The 26,003-nt window shown below is 74.2% G+C and carries 22 protein-coding genes and 3 pseudogenes; 3 read left to right on the forward strand and 22 right to left on the reverse strand.

Going from position 1 to position 26,003, the window contains the following annotated elements; all coding sequences use genetic code 11:
• The 3 genes from VGI02_RS08000 to VGI02_RS08010 all read right to left on the reverse strand — a co-directional run.
• On the reverse strand, nt 1-635 hold a 635-nt coding region (locus VGI02_RS08000; protein WP_527249127.1), incomplete at its 3' end, for a glycine--tRNA ligase.
• Nucleotides 636-743: 108 nt separating this feature from the next.
• Entirely contained in the window at nt 744-2,192 is a 1,449-nt protein-coding gene (locus VGI02_RS08005; protein WP_331626773.1) for a PepSY-associated TM helix domain-containing protein, read from the reverse strand.
• Between the two features lie 139 nt (nt 2,193-2,331).
• Entirely contained in the window at nt 2,332-2,712 is a 381-nt protein-coding gene (locus VGI02_RS08010) for an antibiotic biosynthesis monooxygenase (RefSeq protein ID WP_331626774.1), read from the reverse strand.
• Nucleotides 2,713-2,817: 105 nt separating this feature from the next.
• Between VGI02_RS08010 and VGI02_RS08015 the strand changes: the two genes are divergently transcribed.
• Genes VGI02_RS08015 through VGI02_RS08025 form a run of 3 tightly spaced genes read left to right on the forward strand, consistent with a single transcriptional unit; the run spans nt 2,818 to nt 3,928 of the window.
• Nucleotides 2,818-3,129: a hypothetical protein gene (locus tag VGI02_RS08015; protein ID WP_331626776.1), complete on the forward strand. Its 312-nt coding sequence runs from the start codon at nt 2,818-2,820 to the stop codon at nt 3,127-3,129.
• Complete coding sequence (locus VGI02_RS08020; protein ID WP_331626778.1) at nt 3,126-3,500, forward strand: ArsR/SmtB family transcription factor; 375 nt, start codon at nt 3,126-3,128, stop codon at nt 3,498-3,500. The genes VGI02_RS08015 and VGI02_RS08020 overlap by 4 nt, the downstream gene beginning before the upstream one ends.
• A complete protein-coding gene (locus VGI02_RS08025; RefSeq protein ID WP_331626779.1) occupies nt 3,497-3,928 on the forward strand; it encodes a Fur family transcriptional regulator in 432 nt (143 codons plus the stop codon). The genes VGI02_RS08020 and VGI02_RS08025 overlap by 4 nt, the downstream gene beginning before the upstream one ends.
• 273 nt (nt 3,929-4,201) lie before the next feature.
• Here VGI02_RS08025 and VGI02_RS08030 read toward each other — a convergent pair whose 3' ends face one another.
• From VGI02_RS08030 to VGI02_RS08120, 19 genes and pseudogenes are all read right to left on the reverse strand, one after another.
• On the reverse strand, nt 4,202-6,082 hold the full coding sequence (locus VGI02_RS08030; protein WP_331626780.1) for a BCCT family transporter: 1,881 nt from the start codon (nt 6,080-6,082) through the stop codon (nt 4,202-4,204).
• Between the two features lie 90 nt (nt 6,083-6,172).
• Nucleotides 6,173-6,583, reverse strand: a complete 411-nt coding sequence (locus VGI02_RS08035; protein WP_331626781.1) for a hypothetical protein — start codon at nt 6,581-6,583, stop codon at nt 6,173-6,175.
• Nucleotides 6,580-7,410, reverse strand: coding sequence for an isoprenyl transferase (locus tag VGI02_RS08040; protein ID WP_331626796.1), 831 nt, complete (start codon nt 7,408-7,410; stop codon nt 6,580-6,582). The genes VGI02_RS08035 and VGI02_RS08040 overlap by 4 nt, the downstream gene beginning before the upstream one ends.
• An 80-nt stretch (nt 7,411-7,490) precedes the next feature.
• On the reverse strand, nt 7,491-8,345 hold the full coding sequence (gene recO / locus VGI02_RS08045; protein ID WP_414638218.1) for a DNA repair protein RecO: 855 nt from the start codon (nt 8,343-8,345) through the stop codon (nt 7,491-7,493).
• Nucleotides 8,346-8,435: 90 nt separating this feature from the next.
• A complete protein-coding gene (gene era, locus VGI02_RS08050) occupies nt 8,436-9,335 on the reverse strand; it encodes a GTPase Era (RefSeq protein WP_331626783.1) in 900 nt (299 codons plus the stop codon).
• On the reverse strand, nt 9,332-10,642 hold the full coding sequence (gene lhgD / locus VGI02_RS08055; protein ID WP_331626784.1) for an L-2-hydroxyglutarate dehydrogenase: 1,311 nt from the start codon (nt 10,640-10,642) through the stop codon (nt 9,332-9,334). The genes era and lhgD overlap by 4 nt, the downstream gene beginning before the upstream one ends.
• Complete coding sequence (locus tag VGI02_RS08060; RefSeq protein WP_331626785.1) at nt 10,635-12,029, reverse strand: hemolysin family protein; 1,395 nt, start codon at nt 12,027-12,029, stop codon at nt 10,635-10,637. Before VGI02_RS08060 ends, lhgD begins: the two co-directional genes overlap by 8 nt.
• Nucleotides 12,026-12,601, reverse strand: a complete 576-nt coding sequence (gene ybeY, locus VGI02_RS08065; RefSeq protein WP_331626786.1) for an rRNA maturation RNase YbeY — start codon at nt 12,599-12,601, stop codon at nt 12,026-12,028. The genes VGI02_RS08060 and ybeY overlap by 4 nt, the downstream gene beginning before the upstream one ends.
• 5 nt (nt 12,602-12,606) lie before the next feature.
• Nucleotides 12,607-12,981 (reverse strand): annotated as a pseudogene (locus VGI02_RS08070) (PhoH family protein); the annotation flags it as partial.
• Between the two features lie 258 nt (nt 12,982-13,239).
• Nucleotides 13,240-14,070: pseudogene (locus VGI02_RS08075) on the reverse strand (LAGLIDADG family homing endonuclease); the annotation flags it as partial.
• Nucleotides 14,059-14,772, reverse strand: a pseudogene (locus VGI02_RS08080) (PhoH family protein); the annotation flags it as partial. The pseudogenes VGI02_RS08080 and VGI02_RS08075, both read right to left, overlap by 12 nt.
• A gap of 103 nt (nt 14,773-14,875) precedes the next feature.
• On the reverse strand, nt 14,876-16,630 hold the full coding sequence (locus tag VGI02_RS08085) for an ABC-F family ATP-binding cassette domain-containing protein (protein ID WP_331626787.1): 1,755 nt from the start codon (nt 16,628-16,630) through the stop codon (nt 14,876-14,878).
• 245 nt (nt 16,631-16,875) lie between these two features.
• Nucleotides 16,876-17,784 carry an alpha/beta hydrolase family protein gene (locus VGI02_RS08090; RefSeq protein WP_331626788.1) on the reverse strand — a complete coding sequence of 303 codons (909 nt, stop codon included), beginning with the start codon at nt 17,782-17,784 and terminating at the stop codon, nt 16,876-16,878.
• Nucleotides 17,785-17,798: 14 nt separating this feature from the next.
• Nucleotides 17,799-18,572 (reverse strand): 16S rRNA (uracil(1498)-N(3))-methyltransferase, encoded by a 774-nt coding sequence (locus VGI02_RS08095; RefSeq protein WP_331626789.1) that lies wholly within the window; start codon nt 18,570-18,572, stop codon nt 17,799-17,801.
• A 70-nt stretch (nt 18,573-18,642) separates the two neighbouring features.
• Complete coding sequence (dnaJ, locus tag VGI02_RS08100) at nt 18,643-19,806, reverse strand: molecular chaperone DnaJ (RefSeq protein WP_331626790.1); 1,164 nt, start codon at nt 19,804-19,806, stop codon at nt 18,643-18,645.
• Between the two features lie 78 nt (nt 19,807-19,884).
• Nucleotides 19,885-20,913, reverse strand: a complete 1,029-nt coding sequence (hrcA, locus tag VGI02_RS08105) for a heat-inducible transcriptional repressor HrcA (protein WP_331626792.1) — start codon at nt 20,911-20,913, stop codon at nt 19,885-19,887.
• Nucleotides 20,914-21,042: 129 nt separating this feature from the next.
• Nucleotides 21,043-22,683, reverse strand: coding sequence for a dynamin family protein (locus tag VGI02_RS08110; protein WP_331626793.1), 1,641 nt, complete (start codon nt 22,681-22,683; stop codon nt 21,043-21,045).
• Complete coding sequence (locus VGI02_RS08115; protein ID WP_331626794.1) at nt 22,680-24,752, reverse strand: dynamin family protein; 2,073 nt, start codon at nt 24,750-24,752, stop codon at nt 22,680-22,682. Before VGI02_RS08115 ends, VGI02_RS08110 begins: the two co-directional genes overlap by 4 nt.
• A gap of 257 nt (nt 24,753-25,009) precedes the next feature.
• The coding region (locus VGI02_RS08120; protein WP_331626795.1) for an IniB N-terminal domain-containing protein at nt 25,010-26,003 on the reverse strand (994 nt) is incomplete at its 5' end.

Here is a 26,003-nt window from a genome sequence, read left to right on the forward strand (position 1 = left end):
GTGATCTCGTTGCGGAAGCTCTTGCCGATCTGGCCGATGCCGAACGGCGGCTTCTTGCGCGCGGTCGACATGACGTTGGCGAAGTTCACGAAGATGCCCTGCGCGGTCTCCGGGCGCAGGTAGTGCAGACCCTCCTCGGACTCCACGGGGCCGAGGTAGGTCTTGAGCATCATGTTGAACTCGCGCGGCGCGGTGTACTCACCGCGGTTGCCGCAGTGCGGGCACGGCACCGTCGAGAGGTCGTAGCCGACCTTGCCCTCGGCGTCGGTCGACTCCAGCGACGGGCCACCGGTGCGCTCGGCGAAGTCCTCGGCCAACTGGTCCGCGCGGAAGCGGCGGTGGCAGTTGGTGCACTCGACGAGGGGGTCGGTGAACACGTCCACGTGCCCCGAGGCCACCCACACCTGACGCGGCAGGATCACGCTCGAGTCGAGCCCGACGACGTCGTCGCGGCCGGTCACCATGAACCGCCACCACTGGCGCTTGATGTTGTCCTTGAGCTCGACGCCCAGCGGGCCGTAGTCCCAGGCCGACCGGGTACCGCCGTAGATCTCCCCCGAGGGGAAGACGAACCCGCGACGCTTGCACAGGTTCACCACGGTCTCGATACGGGCGCTTCCGGTGGGACTGGGCACTTCTGTCTCCCGACGGCGGGCCAGCCGACCCGCCGGACTCGCTGGTGCTTGGCCTACCCAGCGTAGCGACGATCGCAGCAGGGTTTCCCCACCGGCCGCCCGGAAGGCTCAACCGGTCCGTGTCGGCTCGTCCGATCTGCCCTCCGGAACCGGCGCGCAGCAGGGCGCGGCCTCGGCGTCGGGCCCGGGCGGGACACCGCGGATCCGCGAGTCGAGCAGGGTCTCGGCGAGCAGGAACACCACCAGACTCGCGCCGAGCAGCGGCAGTGCGACCCCGACGGCCAGGGTCACCACCAGCACGCCCACGAGCCAGGGACGCGGCAGCGCCCGCAGCGCCCCGCCCGGGGGCACCATGCCGGCGCGCTGCCCGGGGCCGCGGCGCCACCACAGGACATGGCCCCAGACGACCATGCAGGCGAGCCCCGCGGCGAGGGTGGCGAGCAGGATCTGGTTGGCCAAACCGAACAGCACGCCCATGTGCGCGTCGATACCCCAGCGCGCGAGCTTCGCGGGGAGCGGCCAGTCGGCGAACCGGACGGTGTCGGTGACCCGCGCGGTCGAGGGGTCGACGGCGATCGCGTCGAGGCGCTGCGGGTACTCCTTCCGGATCTGGGACACCGAGTACGCCTGGCCGGGCGCCTCGCCGGGGGTGATCTCGACGGGCCCGACGAGCCCGACCCGGTCGGCGACGGCGGCCGCGGTCCCGAACCCGTCCGGCGTCCACGTGGGTGCACCGGGTGCGACGGCCGCGGGAGGAAGGGCCGTGCTCGGGGCAGGCGTGCTCCAGGACAGGGCCGAGCGCAGGGAGGTGATGTTGTCGCCCGCGTAGGTCGACCAGGTCAGCCCGGTCGCGGAGAGGAAGAGCAGCCCGACCGCCGCCCACAGGCCGACGACGGCGTGCCACGAGAGCAACCGCGCCCGTCGCCCGCCCCGCACGCGGGGGACGAGCAGGGCCCGTGCCCGGCGACGGCGCCACGCGAGCCCGGCCCACAACGTGAGCCCGCCGAGCACCAGCACCCACAGCCAGCTCGCGGCCAGTTCGGTGTAGAGGCGGCCGGGATCGCCGAGGTGGAGATCGCGGTGGAGCTGGTCGACCCAGCCCTGCAGCGGCATCGCCTGGCCGCCGCCGTAGGTGTCGAGCACGCCGCGCAGGGCGCCGGTGTGGGGGTCGACGAACGCGGTGCGATAGGTCGATTCGGGCAGCGAGGCCGGGTCGAAGATCACCTGCGTGGTGTCGGCGGGCGTCGCGGGTGGGCGCACCGCCCGCAGGGGCGCGCCCGGAACGGCCTCCTGCCCGGCCCGGATCTGCTCGGCCAACGGCACCTGGGCCGAGGAGGTGGGCGCGGTGAGCTCGTGGTCGTAGATCGTCGGCACCAGCGAGGGCGTCAGCGTGTACGCGAGCCCGGTCAGCGCCGCCACCAGCAGGAACGGGCCCACGAGCAGGCCCGCCCAGAAGTGGATGCGCAGGACCAGCGGCCGCAGTAGCGACCAGGGGCCGGTGGGCCGCGTGCGCTGCGGGGCGGCCTCCGCCGCATCGGGGCGGTCGTCCAGGGTCACGGCGGCCTCTCGGGTCGTCGGCGGCGGGCGACGCCGGACGCTACGGAGATCCGGGTCGCCGTCGGGAGGGTCCTGGGGTGTTCCTCATGCCCGGGAACTCCGGTGCCTCCGGCGACGACGTGCCCGGCGTCGGGACGGCTCAGCCGAGGATGCTGGGGTGCTCGACGACGCCGTCGTCGCCCGATCCGCCCTGGTCCGACCCGCCGTCGCCCGTTCCGTCGGGTCCGGCCGCGGAGAACCTGCGCTCGAACGTGGCGGCCTCGTCGGTGCGGGCCGCCGACAGGAACGGCACGACGTGCTCGCGGACCTCGAACGGCGAGAGCGCGCGGCGGTAGTCGGTGAGCGAGGCGAAGACCGCGACGAGCACCCACTCCCCCGGCGCCTCGACGGCGCGGCCGAACTCCACCCGCTCGCAGCCGCGCTGCCGTGCGAGCAGGCCGACCGCGTGACGGGCGCGGTCGAGGAAGTCCCCGCCGGGTTCGCCGGTCTCCTCGGGCCCGTAGCGGCAGACCAGCAGCATCGCCCGACCTTATCGACACCGGGTGTCAGTACCGCCAGGAGGTGGGAGACTGGTGGGGAGACGTCCGGCCGACCCCCGGGCGAACCGAGAGGCGGGTGGACGACGGTGCCGACGCAAGGCGGCGGATCGGGTGCGCGCCGGCGCGGGCGCGGGGACATGCGGCGCCCGCTGCTGCCCGGGTCCGGGCCGCTGGCCGGCACTCCGCCGGTGCTGGTGTTCCTGGTGGTCGCCGTGGTGTTCGCGGTCGCCATCCTCGTCGGCGGGTCGATCGGCGCGCTGCTGCTGGCACTGCTGGCCGTCGGGGTCGCGGTGCTGCTGGCCACCACGTGGGCGCGGCTGTCCCCGCCGGAGCGCCTCGCGCGCGGGTTGGTCCTGGCCGTGCTGGTGGCGGTGACGATCGGGATGGCGCTGCGATGACTCCCGCCGAGGTACCCGTCGCCGAGGCCCCCGAGGACCTCCCGACCGGCACGACCTACGCGCCCGCCGACGCCCCCGCGCCGCCGCCCACGGACACGCTCACCGCGGCCGGGGAGCTGCTCCGCGCCCTCGCGGCCCCGGTGCGGATCGCGGTGGTGCTGCAGCTGCGGTCCTCGCCGCGCTGCGTCCACGAACTGGTCGACGCGCTGGGTGTCACGCAGCCGCTGATCAGCCAGCACCTGCGCGTCCTCAAGGCGGCAGGGGTGGTCCGGGGCGAACGACGCGGCCGGGAGGTCGTCTACCGTCTCGTCGACGACCATCTCGCCCACATCGTGGTCGACGCCGTCGAGCACGCCGAGGAGGACGCGTGAGCGCCGATCCCGCGGACGGGACCACCGCCCGCCCCACCGTCGTGCCGGGGCAGCGCGCGACGCGCCAGCGGGCGGCGATCGGGGACCTGCTCGACGAGCTCGACGACTTCCGCTCCGCGCAGGACATCCACGAGGAGCTGCGCCGCCGCGGCGAGGGCATCGGACTGACCACCGTGTACCGCACCCTGCAGGCGCTCGCCGAGGCACGCGAGATCGACGTGCTGCGCACCGCGGCGGGCGAGGCGTCCTACCGGCGCTGCTCGGACACCCACCACCACCATCTGGTTTGCCGCAGCTGTGGACGCACGGTGGAGGTCGAGGGACCCGCCGTCGAGCACTGGGCGGACAAGGTCGCCGCCGAGCACGGTTTCGCCGAGATCGACCACACCGTGGAGATCATCGGGCTCTGTGCGGCCTGCCGCTCCTGAGCTCCGGTCCGCCGGCGCCCCCGTGGTGGGTCGAGGGGCACGTGGGGCAGGTTTTTCGGCGCCCGTGGTTGCGTGGCGTGCTCTTGATCTTCCCGACGGCGGGCAGGCCGACCGGCCGGTGACCTCGAGGTCCGGCCACTGACCCGTGATCGCGAATCCGGGAGCGACACGCCCAAGCTGGCAAGATCACCAGGACGTAGCGGTTCCGGACGCCAGGCCCTCAGAACCGCTACGTCCCGCTGATCATGAACCGGCGGCGCCGTCCTCGGGCGATCAGTCCCGCTCGGCGCTCGGCCGGCCGGCGGGCGCCGGGTCGGCCGCCGCCACCGGGCCGGACTGGAGCGCGTCGTCGACCCCGTCGGCACCGGCCCGCCCGGCGCCGTCGTCGTCGGGCTCGGCACCGTCCCCGTCCCCGGATGGATCGCGGAACGGGTCGGCCCCGCGCCGGATGTCGGCGTAGGTGACGCGGTCCGGCGCGTCGTCGGTCCGCCAGGGACCGTCGGCGTCGACCGGGAACGACTGCACCCGGAGGTAGAAGTCGTCGCCGTGCTTGTCGGTGCCGTAGTCGATGGCCTGCTCGATGACCTCGGTGCCCTTCTGCTCGCGCAGGACCACCGCGTCGTGGTTGAGGTCGCGGGTCAGTGCGATGCACAGCATCACCATGATCACCACGAACGGCGCCGCCACCAGGATCGTGAGGTTCTGCAGGCCGGACAGCGCATCCTCACCGCCGACGAGCAGCATCACCATCGCGACGAGGCCCATGGTGGCGCCCCAGAAGATCACGACCCACTTCTTCGGCTCGTCGGTGCCGTTCTGCGACAGCGTGCCGGTGACGATCGAGGCCGCGTCCGCCCCGGACACGAAGAAGATCGCGACGAGCACCATGACCAGGATCCCGGTGAACGTCGCCGCCGGGTAGGCCTGCAGCACCACGAACAGCTGGCTCTCGGTGCCCGCCGCGGCCGGGTTGCGTCCCTGCTGCTGCTGGGTGATCGCGGAGCCGCCGAAGATCGCGAACCAGACCAGCGAGACCAGGCTCGGCACCAGGATCACGCCGCCGACGAACTGCCGGATGGTGCGGCCCCGGCTGATCTTGGCCAGGAACATGCCGACGAACGGCGTCCAGGAGATCCACCAGGCCCAGTAGAAGACCGTCCACGAGGACAGCCAGTCGAGCATCGGGGCGCCGCCGGTGGCCTCGGTGCGGCCGACCATCTCGAAGAACTCCGAGAAGTACGCCCCGATCGCGGTCGGCAGCAGGTCGAGGATGATCACCGTCGGGCCGACGACGAACACGAACAGCGCGAGCACCCCGGCGAGCACCATGTTGATGTTCGACAACCACTGGATGCCCTTGGCGACCCCGGACACCGCGGAGAGGATGAACGCCGCGGTCAGGACGATGATGATCGGGACGAGGATCTCGTTGCCCGCTCCGCGCAGGAACCCGGTGGCGTCGAGCCCGCCCCCGATCTGCAGGGCGCCGAGCCCCAGCGAGGCCGCCGACCCGAAGATCGTCGCGAAGATGGCGATGATGTCGATGGCCTTGCCCGGGGCACCGTTCGCGGCCCGCGTCCCGATGAGCGGGATGAACGCCTGGCTGATCAGCTGACGGCGGCCCTTGCGGAACGTCGAGTAGGCGATCGCGAGCCCGACGACCGCGTAGATCGCCCACGGGTGCAGCGTCCAGTGGAACAGCGAGGTGGCCATCGCGGTACGCAGCGCCTCGACCTGGTCCCCAGGCGGCACCGACCCGGGCGGTGGGCTGGTGAAGAACGACAGTGGCTCCGCCACGCCGTAGAACATGAGCCCGATGCCCATGCCGGCCGAGAACATCATCGCGATCCAGGACACCGTCCGGAACTCCGGCTCCTCGCCGTCGTCGCCGAGCGTGATCCGCCCGAACCGCGAGAACGCCAGCCAGAGGGCGAACACCACGAACCCGGTCGCCGCGAGGATGAACATCCAGCCGCCGCCACGGATGAGCCCGCTCAGCAGGCCCGAGGTGACACTCGAGAGCGTGTCGGTGCTGACGATGCCCCAGACGACGAACACGACGGCGAGGCTCGCCCCGACGCCGAAGACGACCTTGTCGACCGGTACTGCGGGGCGGTCCTGGTCGGTGGAGGGCGGCGATTCCTGCTGGGTCATGCGGGTGCGCCCACCCGGGGGTGGGCGTCCTCCTCTCGCGGGGCGACGTCGAGAGGAGACTACGGGACGAACAGGACGAATCGGGAGGACTCAGGCCGCCTCGACGAGCTCCCCACGCACCTGTGAGGCGGTGGACACGACGAGCATGATCAGCGTCCCCAGCGGATCCGCCGCCAGACCCTCGGCGGGGAACGCGTAGCGCAGGGTCACGTCCCAGCCGGCGTCGGTGGCGACGGCGCCCAGGGTCCCGAACAGCCCCTGACCGGCCCGTTCGGCGACCCGGCGCGGCAGCTCGTCACCGGTGAGGTCCCAGGCGACGACACAGGTCAGGGAGAGGACCGCCAGCCCTTCGACGAGCTCGATGCCCTGCACGGCGCACGGGACGTCACCGTGCCGGAACGACAGCGCGCCGTCGTCGTCGACCCGCACGTCGACGAACTTCTCGAGCGACTCGCGGGCGGTGATGAGCAGCGTCGCGGTCGTCGCGGCCTCGCGGCTCACGGGGTCTCCTCGGAGTCGGCGGGATCGGAGTCGGCGGGGTCGGACGCGGTGGGGTCGGTGGCGTCGCCGGGTGTGTCGGCGGCGCCACCGTAGCGGCGATCCCGCGAGGCGTAGAGCTCGCAGGCCTGCCAGAGGTGGCGGCGGTCGAAATCGGGGAAGAGCGTGTCGAGGAAGACCATCTCCGCGTAGGCGGACTGCCAGAGCAGGAAGTTCGAGGTCCGCTGCTCGCCCGACGACCGCACGAACAGGTCGACGTCGGGCATGTCCGGCTCGTCGAGGTGGCGGGCGATCGCGCGCTCGTCGATGCGCTCGGGGTCGATCTCACCGCGGGCGGCTCTCCTGGCCAGCTCCTTCGCGGCCCCGACGATCTCGGCGCGCCCGCCGTAGTTGACGCACATGGTGAGGGTGACGACGTCGTTGTCGCGCGTCATCTCCTCGGCGATCTCGAGCTCCTTGATGACGCTGCGCCACAGCCGCGGGCGCTGCCCAGACCAGCGCACCCGCACCCCCATCGCGTGCATCTCCTCGCGGCGGCGGCGGATCACGTCGCGGTTGAAGCCGAGCAGGAAGCGGACCTCCTCGGGGCTGCGGCGCCAGTTCTCGGTGGAGAACGCGTACGCGCTGATCCACTTGACCCCGACGTCGATGCACCCGCGGACGACGTCGAGCAGCTGCCCCTCGCCCTGCCGGTGACCCTCGATGCGGGGCAGGCCCCGCTGGTTGGCCCAGCGCCCGTTGCCGTCCATCACCAGCGCGACGTGGTTCGGGACGAGGTCGGCCGGGATGGGCGGCGCGGTGGCCCCGGAGGGGTGCGGGGTCGGGGCCATCACCGTCGGGTCGCCGGGGCCCCGGAGGGGGCGGCCCGAGCGCTGGGCACCGTTGCGGTCGGTGCGCTGACGGAGGGGGCTCACGGGGCGACTCCAGCGTCGTCGGGTGCGAGTTCTTCGTCGCGGGGGTGGTCGGGGATGCCGTGCTCGAGATCCACGCGGGGGACGCCGCCGCGTTCGACCAGCGGCAACGAGCGCAGCCGCCGCTCCAGGTGCCACTGCAGGTGCGCGGCGACGAGGCCCGCGGTGTCGCGGCGGGCATCGGCCGGGCTCTCCTCGGCCGCCTCCCAGTCGCCGTCGCGCAGGGCCTCGAGCAGCCGCCACGTCCACCACGACGGGACGACGGCGCCGCCGGGGCGGCACGTGTCGCAGACCGCCCCGCCCGCCGTCACGGCGAACCGGCGGTGGAAGCCGTGCGTGGTGTCGGGCGCGTCGAGCGGGGTGGCCGGCTCGGTCCCGCAGCGGGCGCACTCGGTGATCGCGGGGGCGTACCCGGCGATGACCATGGCGCGCAGCAGGTAGGCGTCGAGGACGAGGTGCGGGTCGCGCCGGCCGCCCGCGAGCCCGCGCAGCGCGCCGACCAGCAGCAGGAACAGCTCGCGCGCCGGCTCCCCCTCCTCCGGGGTGAGCCGGTCGGCGGTCTCGAGCAGCGCGCACCCGGCGGTGTAGCGCGGGTAGTCGACGACGAGGTCACCGCCGAACGCGTCGATCGTCTGGACCTGGGTGACGATGTCGAGGCTGCGACCGGTGTGCAGTTGCAGGTCCACGTGGCCGAACGGTTCCAGGCGCGCCCCGAACTTCGACGTCGTGCGCCGGATGCCCTTGGCCGTGGCGCGGACCTTGCCGTGCCGGTGGGTCAGCAGCGTGACGATGCGGTCCGCCTCGCCGAGCTTCTGACACCGCAGCACCACTCCGGTGTCACGGTAGAGGCCCACGCGCCCCATCCTCCCCTCGGTGGCCTGCGGCCTTGTGAGCACTTTCCGGTGTCATAGCACCGGAAAGTGCTCACGAGGCCGGAGGCCACCTCAAAAGCCCAGCTTCCGCAACTGCCGCGGATCCCGCTGCCAGTCCTTGGCCACCTTGACGAACAGCTCGAGGTGGACCTTGGTGCCGAGCATCTTCTCGATCTGCTCCCGCGCCTGCGTCCCGACGTCCTTGAGTCGCGAACCCCCGCGGCCGATGACGATCGCCTTCTGCGACGAGCGCTCCACGAAGATCTCAGCGCGGATCTTGAGGGTCTTGCCCTCCTCCATCTCCTCGACGACGACGGCCAGCGAGTGCGGCAGCTCGTCGCGCACGCCCTCCAGGGCGGCCTCGCGGACGAACTCCGCGATCATCGTCGTCTCCGGCTCGTCGGAGAGCTCGCCCTCCGGGTAGAGCGGTGGACCGGGCGGCATCTGGGCCAACAGCAGGTCGGCCAGCAGCGACACCTGGTCGCCCTTGGTCGCCGAGACCGGCACGATCTCGGCGAACTCCGCGATCTCCGAGAGCGCCATCAGGCGTTCCGCGACGACGTCCCGGCTCACCAGGTCCGTCTTGGTCAGGATCCCGATCACCGGGGTCCGGTCCGCGACCTTGCGCAGCTCGGCGACGATGAACTTGTCCCCGGGGCCGATCGCCTGGTCGGCCGGGACGCAGAACCCGATGACGTCGACCTCGGCCCACGTGGTGCGCACGACGTCGTTGAGCCGCTCCCCGAGCAGGGTCCGCGGCTTGTGCAGCCCGGGGGTGTCGACGAGCACGAGCTGCCCGTCCTCGCGGTGCACGATCCCGCGGATGGCGTGCCGCGTGGTCTGCGGGCGCGACGAGGTGATCGCGACCTTCTGACCGACGATCGCGTTCGTCAGGGTCGACTTCCCGACGTTCGGCCGGCCCACGAAGCAGGCGAACCCGGAGCGGAAGCCCTCCGGCCACTCGGGGTTCACGCGACCCCGCCTTCCACGACGGTCTTGCCCTCGAGCCGGGACACGATCTCGCGCCCGATCGGCAGCGCGGCCGTCGCGGCGGGCGAGGGCGCGTTGAGCACGTGCAGCACGGAAGGACCGTCCGCGGTGCTCGCGGTGTCCTCCACGAACAGGAAGTCGTCCACGAGGGACCCGTCGGAACGGACCGCCTGGGCGCGCACCCCGGCGCGGCGCATGACGTCGTGCGGCGGGTGCAGGTCGTCCGCGGTGGTCCCGGGCAGCATCTTCGAGACCGCGGTCGCCATGGCCGCCCTCGACACCGAGCGGTGCATCTCCCCCAGCCCGTAGCGCCACTGCTTCGCCGCGAGCGCGAGGAACCCGGGGTCGGTGAGGGTGCCGGCGAGCTCGTGCACCTTCAGCGTCCGCCAGTCGTAGCCTTCCCGGGCCAGGGCGAGCACCGCGTTCGGCCCGACGTGCACCGAGCCGTCGATGCCGCGGGTGGCGTGGACGCCGAGGAACGGGAACGCCGGGTCGGGCACCGGGTACACCAGGCCGCGCACCGCGTCGGCCTTCGGCCCGCGCAGGTCGGAGTACTCGCCGCGGAACGGCACGATGCGTACGCCCGGGTCGAAGCCCGAGGCGCGGGCGATCTCGTCGGAGCGCAGCCCGGCGCACACCACAACCTGCCCGGCCAGCAGGTCCCCGGCATCGGTGTGCACGACGACGTCCGAGCGCCGCCGGACCGTGGAGCGCACCGCCCGCCCGGTGTGCAGCACCGCGCCGCGGGCCACGGCCAGCTCCGCGAGCCGCCGGGTGATCGCCTCGTAGTCGCAGATCCCGGTCGAGGGCACCCAGAGGCCGGCGACGGCGCTCACGGCCGGCTCCCGCTCGCGCACCCCGGCCGCGTCGAGCTCCTGCACCGCCACGCCGTTGGCGCGCCCACGACGGACCAGCTCGGCCATGCGGCCCAGCTCGCTCTCGTCGGTCGCGGCCACGACCTTGCCGCACTCGGCGTAGGGCAGATCCTGCTCCGCGCAGAACGCCTTGGTCTCCGCGCAGCCGGCGACCGCCAGGCGCGCCTTGAGCGACCCGGGCGCGTAGTAGAGCCCGGAGTGGATGACGTTGGAGTTCCGGCCGGTCTGGTGCGCGGCGAGGGACGATTCCCGCTCGACCAGTGCGACCGAGGTGTGGCCCGCGTCGAGCAGGGCGGTGACGACGGCGAGCCCGACGATGCCGCCACCGACGACGACCACGTCGTGGCGTGGGCTCGGACCGGGCACCGACCACCCTCCCGGCTCCCCGATCCCTGCGCGCGGCGCGTCAGCCACGGTGCTCCTCTCCCCGGGCTCCGACCAGCCCGGCGTCGTGGTTCCGCTCGGTGTCCGCCGTCGGCGGCTCCCCGGCACTCTGGTCCTCGTCCGGCGGGTTCGGGTCCCACACCAGCAGCGACACGATCCGCATCCGCCCGCGGGCGTCCTCACCGCCCTCGGCGCGCAGGCGCACACCCCCGACCTCGGCCTCCGCCCCCGGCAGCGGCACCCGTCCCAGGCGCTGGGCGAGCAGCCCGCCGACGGTGTCGACGTCCTCGGTGTCGAACTCGACGCCGACGGCCTCCTCGAGGTCCTCGACGGGCAGGCGCGCGGACACCCGCAGCGACCCGTCGTCGAGGCGGTCGAGCGGGCGGTGCTCGGCGGCGTCGTACTCGTCGGTGATCTCCCCGACGATCTCCTCGAGGATGTCCTCGATCGTCACCAGGCCGGCGATCCCGCCGTACTCGTCGACGACGAGCGCCATGTGGTTGCGGGTGCGCTGCATGTCGCGCAGCAGCTCGTCGGCCTGCTTGGAGTCGGGCACGAACGCGGCGGGGCGCATGATCTCGGCGACCGCCCCCGCGTGGTCCTCGGGCGTTCCGGAGGGGTCGTTGGCGCGCGCCGTGGTGGAGCGGACGAGGTCCTTGAGGTAGACGACGCCGACCGTGTCGTCCACGTTGTCGCCGATCACGGGGATGCGTGAGTACCCGGAGCGCAGCGCCAGCGCGAGGGCCTGGCGGATCGACTTCTCGCGCTCGATCCACACCATCTCGGTGCGGGGGACCATCACCTCGCGCACGAGCGTGTCGTCGAGCTCGAACACCGACTGGATCATCGAGCGCTCGTCGTCGTCGACGACGCCGCGGGCACCGGCCATGTCGACGAGCTCGCGCAGCTCCACCTCGTGGCTGAACGGGCCCTCCCGGAACCCGCGCCCGGGGGTGATGGCGTTGCCGACGAGGATCAGCAGGTTCGCGAGCGGGCCGAGCAGTCGCACCAGGGCGCGGATCGGCAGCGCGATCGCCAGGCCGATCCCGTAGGGATGCTGGAGCCCGAGGGTGCGCGGGCCGACCCCGATCAGCACGTAGGACACGACGATGACGACGACGGCCGCGATCGTCACCGCGAGCCCGTCGATCACCACGAACTGCAGGGCGACGTAGGCGCCGAGCACCGTCGCGACCGCCTCGCAGGCCACCCGCAGGAGCAGCACCAGGTTGAGGTGACGCGGCTTGTCGGCCACCACCGTCGCCAGCGCCCGCGCCCCGGTCCGCCCCTCGCGCACCAGCTGGTCGACCCGGGCCGGCGACATCGTCGAGATCGCGGCGTCCGCGGCCGCGAAGATCCCGGCCAGCGGCACCAGCAGCAGCGCCGCGACCAGTTGGGCGACCTGGGCGCCGGTCACGACGGGTCCGGCCCGCCGGAGGATTGGTCGAGCCCGACAGTGCCCAACAGCTTCGCGTCCGCCGCGCGCTGGCGCTCCAGGGTGAGTCGTTCACGCTCCGCGTGGGCCCGCTCGGCCACCTCGGTGCGCCAGCCGGAGAGCAGCTCGCCCTGCAGGCCGAACATCTCCTTCTCCTCGTCCGGCTCGGCGTGGTCGTAGCCCAGCAGGTGCAGCACGCCGTGCACGGTCAGCAGGTGCAGCTCGTCGTCGAGCGCGTGCCCGGCCGAGACCGCCTGGTCCCGCGCGAACGCCGGGCACAGCACGATGTCCCCGAGCAGGCTCGGCCCCGACGGCGGCGCGTCCGGGCGCTTCGCCGTGTCGAGCTCGTCCATCGGGAAGCTCATGACGTCGGTCGGGCCCGGCTCGTCGAGCCAGCGCTCGTGCAGCTCGGACATCGGCTCGAGCTCCACCAGCAGGATCGACAGCTCGGCCAGCGGGCTCACGCCCATCTGCTCCAGGGCGTAGCGGGCGACGTCGACGATCGGCGCCTCGTCGACGTCGACCCCGGACTCGTTCGCGATCTCGATACTCATCGCGCTCAGCGTCCCCGGCGGTCGCGGCGTGGCTGCGGGGGCCCGGTGCGCGGCGCGTTGTTGCCCCCGCTGCGGGGCACCGCCGTCGGTCCGCCGTCGCGGGCGTCCCAGCGGCCGTACGCGTCGATGATGTCGGCGACCAGGCGGTGGCGGACCACGTCGGCGCTGGTCAGCTCGGAGAAGTGCACGTCCTCGATGCCGTCGAGGATCTGGCGGACGATCTGCAGGCCGGACGTGTGCCCGCCGGGTAGGTCGACCTGGGTGACGTCGCCCGTGACGACGATCTTCGAATTGAACCCGAGCCGCGTCAGGAACATCTTCATCTGTTCCGGCGTGGTGTTCTGGGCTTCGTCGAGAATGATGAACGCGTCGTTCAGGGTGTTGTGGGTGACCAGGTAGTCGTCGGTGACGTAGAGCGAGTCTTCCGCTGCCACCGAGATACAGACGCACTCCTCCTCGCCCGCCGGCAGGATGCTGTCGATGTAGCGACGCGGACGCCCACCCCCGGTCGCCTCGTACGCCTCGCGCTTGCGCGTGAGACGGAACGGCGCGATCTCCGCGGGCAGCCGGATGTCGAGCACATTAGCGTCGGCGCGGTAATGGACCGGCCGGGCGATCGTCCCGCCCGGCCGACGTCCGGCGGCATGCCGCGTCCGCTCGTAGGCGACACCGCCGAGAGACTGGACCAGGTCGATGACGTCGTCGCGGAGTCGCGGCGAGCAGGTCGTGTACTGGACACGACACGTGCGACCTCCCTGACGAACCGGACCACCGTCCGTGTCGAGCAACCCCTGGAGCAAGGCGACCCGCACGTCGACGCTGTTGCGGAGGTACACCTCCGGGACGAACTTCGTCTTCGAGTTCGTCCCCGCCAGCTCCAGGTCGCGGAGCACGGCTGTCGCGGGGTTCGCCGTGACGACCCCGCCGCGGCCACCGCCGCCCGCGCGCCGGAGCACGTAGTCGAACTCGGACTTCCGTGTGACCTCGATGTCGGGGAGCGCTGCGTCCAGCGCGTCCGCCAGTTCCGGGTCCTTCGTCGAGAAGCTGGGGGTGGTGGAGGTGGTGATGCACCCGTCACCGAGGAGAAGTCCCAAGGCGTAGGGATCCATCGGCACGTCTCGACGCGGGATCGCCACCGGAGCGACGACCGGAAGCTCATAGCGATGGGCGTGGGACCAGCGCAGGTTGTCGATCATCTCCTGCGTCTGCAGCACCCGGCCGGCCTTGCCATGGCGGCGGTCGTCCGGAGTCGTCACGAACCACAGGTGCTCACCGCAGGCGAGCGTCGACGCGCCGTCCTGCGCGGTCACTCGGTAGACCTGCTTGCGGCCCTGCGGGTGCACGCCCGTCACCGGTGTCGGCGTGCCGTCCCGCCCAGTGACGAGGTCACCGACCTGTAGCGCGCCGATCGGACGGAAACCGTCCGGGGTGAGCACGGGAGAGTCGACCGGCTGAGCGCGGCCACGCATGTACGCCAACGGCGCGATCTCGATGGTTCCTGCCGCCATGAGCTTCGGGACCGATTCCTGGTCCAGCATGTCGTGCAGCGCGTCGTAGAGCGGGCGCAGGTACGGGTCGATCTTCTCGGAGAGGCTGCCGGGCAGGAAGCCCAACCGCTCCCCCGCCTCGACGGCCGGGCGGGTGAGGATGATCCGCGTGACCTGCTTGGCCTGCAGCGCCTGGACCGCCTTGGCCATGGCGAGGTAGGTCTTGCCGGTGCCTGCCGGGCCGATGCCGAAGACGATCGTGTTGACGTCGATCGCGTCGACGTAGCGCTTCTGGTTCAGCGTCTTGGGCCGGATGGTGCGCCCGCGCCGGGACAGGATGTCCAGGCTGAGGACCTCGGCCGGTGACGGGCCCTCCGCCTCGGAGAGCATGCGCACCGTGCGGCGCACCGCGTCGGGGTCGATCTGCTGGCCGCGGCTGGCGAGCACGACGAGCTCGGCGAACACCCGCTCGGCGAACCCGACGTCCGCCGGGTCCCCGGTGAGCGTGAGCTCGTTGCCGCGGACGTGGACGTCGGCGTCCAGCAGGCCCTCGGCCTCGCGGAGGTTCTCGTCGCGCTTGCCGAGCAGCGTCAGCAGCGCGGACTCGGGGACGACGATCCGCGATTCGCCGGACGTGGTCGTGCTCCCGGGGGCGGGGTCTGGCGTGGGTCCCTGGCCGGTCACGTGCAGATCGGTCCTGCTTCCTGCCTGGGAGCGTCCTCCGCTCCCCGCGTCGACAATGGCCACCGTCCTGGGGGCCGTATCGGTCACTCTGTCCTCCGACACTCTAGACCTCCCCCCTGACACCGTTCTGCGCGCGTGAGGCGGGCAGGGCGCCGCCGAGTGCCAGCGTCGGACCCTCCCACCGGGTGCGCAGCCACCGGTCGTGCGAGGTGACGATCACCGTGCCCGCGGCCTGTCCGAGCGCCTCCTCGAGCTCCGAGGCCAGTCGCAGGGACACGTGGTTGGTCGGCTCGTCGAGCAGCAGCAGGTCGGGGCCCGTCGCGACGGCGACCGCGAGCGCCAGCCGCCGGCGCTGTCCCACCGACAGCGCGCCGACCGGGGTCCCGTTCTCGCGGGGGTGGAGCAGACCGAGCGTGCGCAGGGGCGTCTCCTCTGCCGTCGTCGCGCCGACCAGGGCCGCGTAGGCCGCTCCGGCGGCCCGGTCGAGCGGCCCGACGTCGGGATCCTGCTCGAGGAACGCGACGCGCCGGGCTCCGACGTCCACGCGCCCGGCGTCGGGGGTGAGGACGCCCGCGAGGACCGCGAGCAGCGTGGACTTCCCGGACCCGTTGGGCCCGGTGACCAGGAGCTTCTCCCCTGCCGGGACGTCCAGGTGCTTGAGCGTCACCCGCGGCGGCACGCCCGGTGCCCCGTCGACCCGAAGCCCTCGCACGCTCACGGCGAGCCCCGTGGCCGAGCCCGCACCCACCGTCAGGGCCCCGCGGAACCGCAGCGGCGCGGGCGGCTTCGGCAGCGCCTCCCGCTCGGCGGTCTCGAGGCGGCGCTCGGCGTCGTGCACCCGCCGGGCCCGGGCGCGCTCGACGTTCGCCCCCTTGAAGGCGTGGATGAACTTGTCGTTGTCGGTGGGACCGCGGCCGGCGGCGACCGAGCGCAGGTCGACCCGGGTCTTCTCCCGCAACCGGTCGATCTCCTCCTGCTGCGCGGCCCACGTCTCCTCCCAGCGCCGCCGGGTGCGGGCCTGCTCGTCGAGGTAGGCGGTGAAGCTCCCGCCGAAGCGGCGCCCGCCGTGCCCGTCGGTGCCGAGGGCCCCGGCGTCGAGGTCGACCAGTTCGGTGGCGACCCGGTCGAGGAACGTCCGGTCGTGGCCGGCCGCGACGACGACGCCGGGCATCTCGACCAGCGAGCGCTCGAGCAGGTCGAGGGCCTCGCCGTCGAGGTGGTTGGTGGGTTCGTCGAGCAGCAGGCACGCCGGCCGCCGGACGAGGGCCGCCGCGAGGGCCAGCCGGGTGCGCTGACCCCCGGACAGGGTCGCGACCGGGCGGGAGCGCTCCAGCTCGCCGACGCCGAGGGTGGTGGCGGTGACCTCGGCGCGGCGGTCGGCGTCCCACGCGTCGTGGGTGACCGCCCAGGAGAGGACCCGGTCGTACTCGGCGGCGGTGTCGGCGTCGTCGCTGCCGGCGGCCATCCGGTCGGCGAGGCGCTCCAGCTCGGCGACCGCGTCGTGCAGCGGACGCAGCGCGTCGTCGAGCAGGGTCCCGACGGTCGAGCTGCCCCTCGCGGCGCGCTCCCCGGTCTCCAGCTCAGGCTCCTGTCCCCATGGTCGAGCTCCGCTCCGCTGCGTCTCCTGCGGCAGATACACGAGATCGTCGGGGACCTGCACGGTGCCCGCGTCGGGGACGTCGCGACCGGCGAGCAGCCGAAGCAGTGTGGACTTCCCGGTGCCGTTCTCGCCGATCAGGCCGACGCGGGTCCCCGGGGCGGCGACCAGGTCGACGCCGTCGAGGACGGGGCGCGCCGCGAACGTGCGGACGAGGCCGTGGGCGATCAGCGGCGTGAGCGAGGTGGTGGGGGCTGACATGACGACGTCTCCGCGAGTCGGAGCGAGGACCCCGGCGGGCGCACAGCAGGGCCGCGGCGGTGGTCGGGACGTCGTCAGAGCTCCATAACGAGATCGACCGTACGCCCGGGTCGGTGGGGCGTCGAGGGGATTCGCGGCGCCGCGAGCCCTCCCGGCTTCCGAACGAACGACTCGTTCGTGGCTTCTATGTGCACGAACGAGTCGTTCGTTCCGTACGGGGGTGGGCGGGGCGCCAGCCGAGCGGGTCAGCGCAGCAGAGCCATGACCTCGTCGCGGACGACGACCCAGGCCGGATCGGCGGGGTCGATGAGCCGGAAGTGGTCGGCGCCGTCGACCATCCGCAGGCGTGCCTGGCCGCGGGCGGCGAGCGCGGCGTCGACGTAGCGGCGGCTCTGATCGGGCGGGACGGTGGTGTCGGCGGTTCCGTGCACGGCGACGACGGGGCAGGGCGCGGGCACGAGCGCGGCGGGCGAGGCGATCGCGTACCGGGCGGCCTGCGCGGTCGGCGGGCCGCCGAGGAGATCCACGACGGCGCCCCCACCGAGCCCCTGGTCGGCGGCGGCCACCAGGTCCAGCACGCCGGCCTGGGCGACCACGCCGCGCGCGGCGACCCGCGGGCCCGCACCCGGGGCGCCCGGCTGGAGCCGGGTCCGCGAGGCCGCCCACGCCGCGAGCTGACCACCCGCGGAGTGGCCGAGCAGCACGATGCGGTCGAGGTCGAGCGCCCGGCCGGCGCGCCGGGCGGTCGCGGCGGCCGACCCGGCGAGCAGGTCGACGGCGGCCGCGACGTCGTCCAGCGTCGTCGGGAACCCGCCGCCGGAGCCGACGCGCCGGTACTCGACGTTGAGGGCGGCGACGTCGTTGTTGGTGAGGTCGACCGCGAGCGGGGTGCCCAGCTCCAGGCCGTACTCCGCGCGCCAGTAGCCGCCGTGCAGGACGACGACGACCGGCAGCGGCCCCTCCCCGCCACGGGCCCCGCCGCCGTCGGACGGGCCGCCCGGGGGCAGGTGGAGCATCGCGTACTGCGACGGGTCGGGCCCGTAGGACAGCCGCCGGGGCTCCGGTGTGCCCGGGCGTGCGGCCGGGGCGGCGCCCCCGGGGCCGGCGCAGGCGGCGAGCAGGCCGGTCGCGGCGGCGGTGAGCGTGACGAGCATCGAGCGCCGGGTCATCACCGCCGGGCCCACCGGGCGGTGCGCACGCCCAGCGCGCCGAGGGCGACGGCGGCCGCGGTGGAGGTGCGGAGCACGTCGGGTCCGAGCCGGACCGGGACCGCGCCCGCGTCGGTGAGGCGGGCGGCCTCGCCGTCGGTGACCCCGCCCTCGGGCCCGACGACCAGCACGACCTCGCCGGCCTCGGGCAGCGCGACCGTCGCGAGGGTCTCGTCGGCGGTGGCCTCGAGGAGCAGCGTCGTGGCGCCGGCGACACGGGCGGCCAGCTGCGGCGTCGTCAGCGGGATCTCCACCTCCGGCACCCGGGCGCGGCGGGCCTGCTTGGCGGCCTCGGTGGCGGTGGAGCGCCAGCGGGCGAGGGCCTTGGCCCCGCGCGGGCCGTCGTCCCAGCGGGTCACGCAGCGCTCGGCCCGCCAGGGCACGACGGCGTCGACGCCGGCCTCGGTGGCCAGCTCGACGGCGAGCTCGCCGCGGTCGCCCTTGGCGAGGGCCTGGGCGAGGGTGATCGTCACGGCGGGGGGTTCGTCGTGGCGGCGTTCCCGGATCGTCGCGGTGACGTGCCCCTTCCCGACGGCGGTGACCTCGGCGCGGGCGCGCGTGCCCGCCCCGTCGCCGAGCAGGATCACCTCGCCCGGGGCAGCCCGCTTGACGTCGGCGGCGTGGCGGCCCTCGGCGCCGTCGAGCACCACCTCACCGGACTCCGGCACCGCGTCGAGGAGGAACAGCGCCGGCCGCGACCAGGCCTCCGCCCCGTCGCGAGGATGTGGCGTCACTGACGTCCAGCGTCAGCAATGCCACTGAGCACGCCGATAGGGCCGCATCGCTGACACGGGGGGCGCGAGGTCACCGACCCCGACCCGCCGCCTTGCGACGCCCCCACAGCCCGTTGCGCGCCTGCCCGGAGTACTCCGGCTGCTCCTCGCCGCGCAGCGAGGCCAGCTCGCGCAGCAATTCGGTCTGGCGCTGGTCGAGCTTCTCGGGGACGCCGACGTCCAGGTGCACCAACAGGTCACCACGCCCGTCGGTGCGCCCGGAGGAGCGCAGGCGCGGCATCCCCTTGCCGCGCAGGGTGTACACGGTGCCGGGCTGGGTGCCCGGGTCGACGTGCAGCTCCTCGTCGCCCTCGAGGGTCCGCTGGCGCAGGGTCGTGCCGAGCGCCGCGGCCGTCATCGGCAGCGTCACGTGGCAGTGCAGGTCGACGCCGTCGCGCTCGAAGTAGTCGTGCGGCTCCTCCGAGACCTCGACGTAGAGGTTGCCCGCCGGGCCGCCGCCGGGGCCGACCTCGCCCTGGCCGGCCATCCGGATGCGCATCCCGTCGCCGACGCCGGGCGGGACCTGCACGGTGACGGTGCGCCGGGCGCGGACCCGGCCGTCGCCGCCGCACTGCTGGCACGGGTTGGGGATGATCTCGCCGAGGCCGCGGCAGACCGGGCAGGGCCGCGCGGTGACGACCTGGCCGATGAACGACCGCTGGACGTTCTGGATCTCGCCGCGCCCGCCGCAGGTGTCACAGGGGATCGGCTGCGAACCTGCCTCGGCGCCGCCGCCCTCGCAGCGCTCGCAGAGCACCGCGGTGTCGACGGTCAGCTCCCGCGCCACCCCGGCCGCGCACTCCTCGAGGGTGAGGTCGATGCGGATCAGGGCGTCCTCGCCGGGCTGCACCCGGCCGCGCGGGCCCCGCCCGCCGCCGCCCGCGGCGCCGAAGAACGCGTCCATGATGTCGCCGAGCCCGCCGAAGCCGGCGCCGCCGAAGCCCGACGCGCCGCCGAAGCCGCTGCCGCCGCCACTGGCCGCGTTGGCCAACGGGTCGCCGCCGAGGTCGACGATGCGGCGCTTCTCGGGGTCGGAGAGCACCTCGTAGGCGCTCTTGACCTTCTGGAAGCGCTCGGCGGCCTCGGGATTGACGTCGGGGTGGAGCTCGCGGGCGAGCTTGCGGTACGCCCGGCGGATCTCCGCCTCGTCGGCCTCCCGGCTCACGCCGAGGATGTCGTAGTAGTCCGTGGCCACGCTGGTGTGTCCTCGTCGTCCTTCGTCGTCGGGCGGGCACTCGGGCCCGGGGAACGGTGCGGTGATCGGGAGCGGTCCTCAGTGCCCTCCCACGATCTCCCCCACGTAGCGCGCGACGGCCCGTACCGCCGCGATGGTGCTGGGATAGTCCATCCGGGTCGGTCCGACGACACCCATGCCGCCGAGAGCCGCTCCGGGGGCGAGGAGGGGCCCGTAGCCGATGGAGACGGTGGAGGTCGCCCACATCTCCTCGGCCTCGTTCTCCCCGCCGATGCGCACGGTGACCTGGGCCGGGTCGTCCGCGGCCGCGAGCAGGCGCAGCACGACCACCTGCTCCTCGAGCGCCTCGAGCACGCCGCGCAGCGAGGTCGCGTCGCCGCCCTGACGGGCCAGGTTGGCGGTGCCGCCGAGCACGAGGCGCTCCTCGGGGTGCTCGACCAGCGACTCCACCAGCACCGACGCCAGCGTCGTCATGACGTGGCGCAGGTGATCCGGCCCCTCCTCGGGCAGCGCGGCCACGTGGGCCGCCGCCGTGGTGAGCGGCTGCCCGACGAGCACGGAGTTCAGCAGCGTGCGCAGCCGCGCGACGTCGTCCTCGGTGAGCACGTCCCCGAGGTCGACGACCCGCTGGTCCACGCGCCCGGTGTCGGTGATCAGCACGAGCATCAGCCGCGCGGGAGTGAGTTGCACGACCTCGAGATGGCGGACCGTGGACCGGGAGAGCGTCGGGTACTGCACCACCGCGACCTGCCGGGTGAGCTGCGCGAGCAGCCGCACGCTGCGACGCAGCACGTCGTCGAGGTCGACCGCGCCGTCGAGGAACGTCGCGATGGCCTTCTTCTCCGCGGCGGAGAGCGGCTTGATCTGCGCGAGGCGGTCGACGAAGAGGCGGTAGCCCTTGTCGGTCGGTATCCGGCCCGCGCTGGTGTGCGGCTGGATGATGTAGCCCTCGTCCTCCAGCGCCGCCATGTCGTTGCGGACGGTGGCGGAGGAGACCCCGAGGTTGTGCCGGTCGACGATGGCCTTCGAGCCGACGGGCTCGTTGGTCGCGACGAAGTCCGCGACGATCGCGCGCAGGACCGCGATGCGGCGTTCCTCCGAGTTCATCGTCGTCGGACCTCCTCCCGAACGGCTCACCCGAAACCGACACTTCATCGTAGGCGAGACGACGACGCCGGGTCGGAGGCGTATGAGCCGAGGGGGCTCAGGTCCGGCGACGCCGGGCGGGTGGCGGGCTCACCGTGCCCCGACCGCGGCGGGGTGCCCGGCGAGCAGGCCCTCGACACTGCGCACCACGACGCGGGCGGTCTCGGTGGTGTCCCGGTCGGCGAGGGGGTTCTCGGCGTGGGCGCGCCACCGCGCGAGAGTGGCGAGCGCCACGGCCCGCAGCTCGCCCTCGCCCACCTGTTCGTCGAGCCCGAGCCGCGCGGGCGCGGACGGGCCCCGGTCGCCGAGCAGGCGCTCCGCCTCCTCGGTGAGCTCCGCGCCCCGGGCGGGGTCGCGGCGGCCGGGCGCGGCGAGCGGGCGACGGCGCAGCGCCGTGAGCAGGTCCAGTTCGACGATCTCGTGGCCGCCCGAGCGGGCCCGCTCGACCTCGGCGGCGAGCGCGGTGACCGCGGCGGGCGACGGGCCGGGCCGCGGCGACCCGCCCGGCCGCGGGACCGGCGAGGGCCGCTGGTCCTCCCCGGCGGGCTCCTCGGCCCGGGCGCGGCGCACGAGCCGCTCGACCGCGAGCAGCGCCGCCCGGGCCTGGAAGACGTCACGCCGGACGAGGAAGCGCTCCGCGAGGACGGCCCGCAGCTCGTCGAGGCCGCTGCGGCGGGCCAGCTCGACCGCCAGCGCGGACGAGTCCTCGACGCCGCGGCGCAGCAGCGACGTCGCGAGCCGGACCCCGAACAGGCCGAACCGGTCGAGCAGTGCCAGCCGGGTCCCCTCGGGCAGCCCCGCGGCGTCGGCCGGTCCCGTGTCGCCCGCGGCCCGGCCCGCGGCGACGAACCGGTCGGCGGTGAGCAGCTGGGAGTCCAGCTCGGCGCGCTCGAGCCGGGCGAGGGCACGCAGCGCGGTGAACTCGACGCCGCGCAGGGTCCGCGCGGTCTCGGCCAGCAGCCCGGCCACCGTCGTCGTCGTGGCGCACCAGGGCCGCAGCGTAGGGTCGGTGCGGTAGCGGCGCGCGACCTGGCCGGCGGCCATCACCGCGTCGACCCGCCCGCCCCCGACCTCATCGGCCCGCGAGAGCACGACCAACGTGCCCGCCGCGCCGACCCCCGCGGCGACCCGGTCGCCGTAGGCCTCCAGGAACGCGACGTCGGGTTCGTGCAGGTGACGCACGAGGTGCACGACGACGTCGGCGCCCCAGCCACCGTGCTCGTCGTCCCCCGCCCCGTCGGGCCCGTGCCCGACCCACGGGCGCGGCCGGCCCTCGAGCGCGGCGGAGTCGACGCCGGGGGTGTCGACGAGGGTGACCTCGCGCAGGTGCTGCGAGGGCCAGTCGACGTGCAGGGCGGCGACGCGGTCGACGGCGAGGCGGTCCAGCTCGAGCACCAGGGAGCCGCGCCGGTGCAGGGCGGGGAGCTCGGCGGGGTCGCCGGGACGGCGCCCGCCGCGGTAGACCACGCCGATACGCGGGCTGGGCGCGTCCGCGTAGTGGGTGACGAGGCGGGTGCACTCCCCCACGCCGGTCGGCGCGATCTGCTCGCCGACCAGGGCGTTGAGCAGCGTGGACTTCCCCGACTTCACCGACCCGGCCAGCGCCACCCGCAGCGGACCGCCGAGCCGGTCGCGGTGCGCGTCGAGCACGGCGAGCGCCTCCGGGTCCCGGGCGAACACCCCGGCGGCGTGGTCGAGCACGCCGCGGGCGGCCTCGAGCAGCGGGGTCACGGCGCCCCCACCCCCGCGTGGACCGCGCCGGACTCCGAGCGGACCGCGCGAGGGGAACCCTCGGCCGCTCTAGGCGCTCGAGGGCTCCCCTCGCGCCAGGGGCCGGGGGTCGACGCCGCCGCCACCTCCGCCACGAACGCCGCCCGGCACACCGCCACCCGCTCCGCGAGCAGGTCGACCCGCCCCAGCTCGGCGCGCACGTCCCGCAGCCGCCGCTCGCGGGTGCCCGTCGCGATCTCCTGGGCCGCCGCGGCCGCCGTCACCGCCTCGGCGACCGAGCGGGCGAGCATCTCGGCCTGCCCGGTGAAGTGGTCGCGCAGGGTCCGCTGGACGTCGCGCAGCAGGTCGCGCGAGCGCTTCCCCGCGAGGTGCAGCACCTCCTCGGCGTGCCGGCGCACCGCCTGCTTGGCCTCGGCGCGACGACGCTGCAGGGCGCGCTTGCGCTCGTCGCGGATCGTCTTGGAGCCCAGGAGGACCCCCGCACCGATCGAGAACGGGTTGATCAGCGCGAGCCCGGACAGCGTCGTCACCATCCCGACCATGAGCACCCCGCCGTAGGAGCCGCGCATCCCGACGACGATCCCGTTCGCGAACCCGATGCGCTCCAGCTCGGGGACGTCGATCCCGGGGACGTGGGGGAGCTCGGCCCGCACCACCATCCCGCCCGGCATCGTCTGCTCGACGGGACTCTCCGGTTCGGCCGCGCCGAATCCCCCGGCGTGCACGAGCGCACCGCCGGACCCGCCGGGCAGCCGGCCACGGACGTCGTCGCCGGAGAGCGCGAAGTGTTCGGCGACCCGCTCGGAGAGCCGCCACGTGCGCTCGCCCGCCCACACGAACGTCGTCGCGACCGCCTCGCCCGCCTCCTCGGTGAGCCACGGCGCGAAGGTGTCCCACGAGGCGCCCGGGTCGGCGGCGTCGAGGGCCTCCTCGGCGGCCCGCACGACGTGACGCATGCGGTCGCGCAGGTCCCAGTCGATGTCCGAGACGAGGTCGGCGACGCCGTCGGCGAGGGTCTGCTGCCAGCGAGCGCTGCGCTCCTTGAGCTCGCCGGCGCGGTCACGGGCCGCGCTGAGGTCGGCGGCGACCTCGCGGGCGCGCTCGGGGTCCTCGAGCCCGACGCGCTCCGCCTCCAGCGCGGCCCCGAACTCGGCGACGGCGCCGGCGACCTGGTCGAGGACCCCCGCGGCCAGGCGGGCGCCCGCGGGGTCGGCCACCCGGTCGCGCAACCGGGCGGCGAGGGCAGGCACGCCGGACTCCGCCGCGACGGCGTCGGCACCGGCCTCCCCCCGCTCGGCCAGCCGGCGGGCGTGCGCGGCCAGCGTCGCGGAGACCGGCGCCACCTCGACGTCGAGGCCGTGTGCGGCGAGGTGGCGGCGGTCGAGGTCGCGGACCTCCCGCCAGCGCGGGTGCAGGTCGACCTTGGTCAGGGCGACGACGACGGTGGCGCACTGTTCGGTCGCCGCGCGGACCAGCGCGATCTCCGGGGCGGTCAGCTCGCGGGACGCGTCGCTCACGACGACGACCGCGTCCGCCTCGGGGAAGCCCGCGCGCACCGCGAGTCCGCGGGCGGAGCGGGGGCCGCCCTCGCCGGGGGTATCCACGAGGACCAGCCCGTCGGCCGCGAGCCCGCCGGGCACGGTGACCTCCGCGGCGGTCCACCCGATGCCGTCCGGGTCGGACCCGCCGGTGACGGCGTCGCTGAGGTCGGCGGAGGTCACCGGACGACGGATCTCGGTGCCCTGCGCGTCCGCGCCGACGAGGGTCGCGGACGTCGTGGGCCCGTGCCGCACGACCGTCGGCAGCCGGGTGGCGACGTCGTCGTGGACCGGGCAGACCGGGACGCCGACCAGCTCCCCGACGAGCGCGCTCTTGCCCTGCTTGAAGTCGCCGACGACGAGCACGCGTGCCCCGGTGTCGGCGAGCCGGTCGCGGGCGAGGTCCAGCGAGGCCGCGAGGTCGGGGCGGCCGTAGGCGGTCGCGGCACGCCCGGCCAGCGCGGTGACGGCGCGGGCCTCCTCGCGATCGGCTCCGGGCCGGCCCTCCCCGGCTCCCGTCTGCTCGGTCACTCGCACCCCCCGGTGGTGTCGACCCCATCCCCACACTGCGGCAAACAGAGCAATATATTGCCCTGTTCAGCTGTCTCTCGACTGTATCCACGGCGACTGCCCGCGAACGGCCACGCGGACCGGCGCGGTCGGTGGACGGTGCACGCCCGTACGTGAGGGGTGCACACGCACGAACAGCCGGACCCGACGTGTGGGGTCCGGCTGTTCGCGGTCGGGGGTCGTGGCGGGCGCGGTCGCCACGACCCGGTGGGAGGGGGTCAGTGCACGGCGACCTCGTGGACCGGCGCCTCGTGGGCGGCCAGGACGGCGTCGTCGTGGGTCTCCGGCGCGGCCTCGTGGGCGAAGAGCGGCCCGACGTCGTTGCTGCCGGCGTCCGCGTCGCCCGCCCCGGTCGAGGTGGCGTCGTGGATGGAGTTGTCGGTGTTGCCGCTGTGGCTGGTGTCGGTCGCCGTGGCGGTGTGGGTCGAGTCGTCCGACTGGTCGTGGACCGGGGTGACGGCGGCGGTGCCGGAGCCCGAGGCCGAGTCGCCGGAGCCGAACGAGGTGGCCGCGGAGTCCTGCTCGTTGCCGGTGGCCGGGCCGGTGAGGGAGACGCCGGAGCCGTGCGACGCGCCGACCGAGCCGCCGACGCTGGTGGCGTCACCCGCGCCGAAGGAGGCCGTGCCGTCGTGGTTGACCTCGTTGTCCGTGCCGGCCACCGAGCCGGTGCCGGTCGCGACCGGGGCCGCGAGGTTGCCGCCGACGGCCACGGCGCTGTCGCCGGAGGCGACCTGCGGGTGGGTGTCGACCGTGGTGGTGACGTTTCCGTTCGCGATGATGTGCTGGTCGAGTGCGGTGGTGAACGTCGTGTCGTGCGAGTCGAACGAGTAGTTGTTCGAGGTCCAGTTCAGGTGCGCGATGACCTTGTCGACCTCCGGCGCGTGGTGCGGCGGCACCGGCCCGGGGCCCCAGTGGTGGCCGTGGTCCTCGAGGTGGTTCCAGCCGGCGTGGTTCCAGGCCGGGTGGTGGCCGCCGTGGTTCCACTCGTGGTCGGGGTCGGACACGACCGCGGCCGTGGACGCCGTGGCGGCGCGGACGTCGTCGTCGTAGCGGGCGGCGACGGAGGCCGGCGCGTGGTCCATGACCAGCGGCAGGGCGTCGCGGACGTCGGCGAAGCACATCCCGTCGAGGCCGGCGGCGGTGAGGGTGCCGTGCGGGTCGGCGGCGAAGGCGGCCTGGGCGTTCGGGTCGCGCAGCAGGTCGAGCAGGAAC

The organism is Actinomycetospora sp. (genome assembly GCF_036497245.1).
In the GTDB taxonomy this organism is placed as follows: domain Bacteria; phylum Actinomycetota; class Actinomycetes; order Mycobacteriales; family Pseudonocardiaceae; genus Actinomycetospora.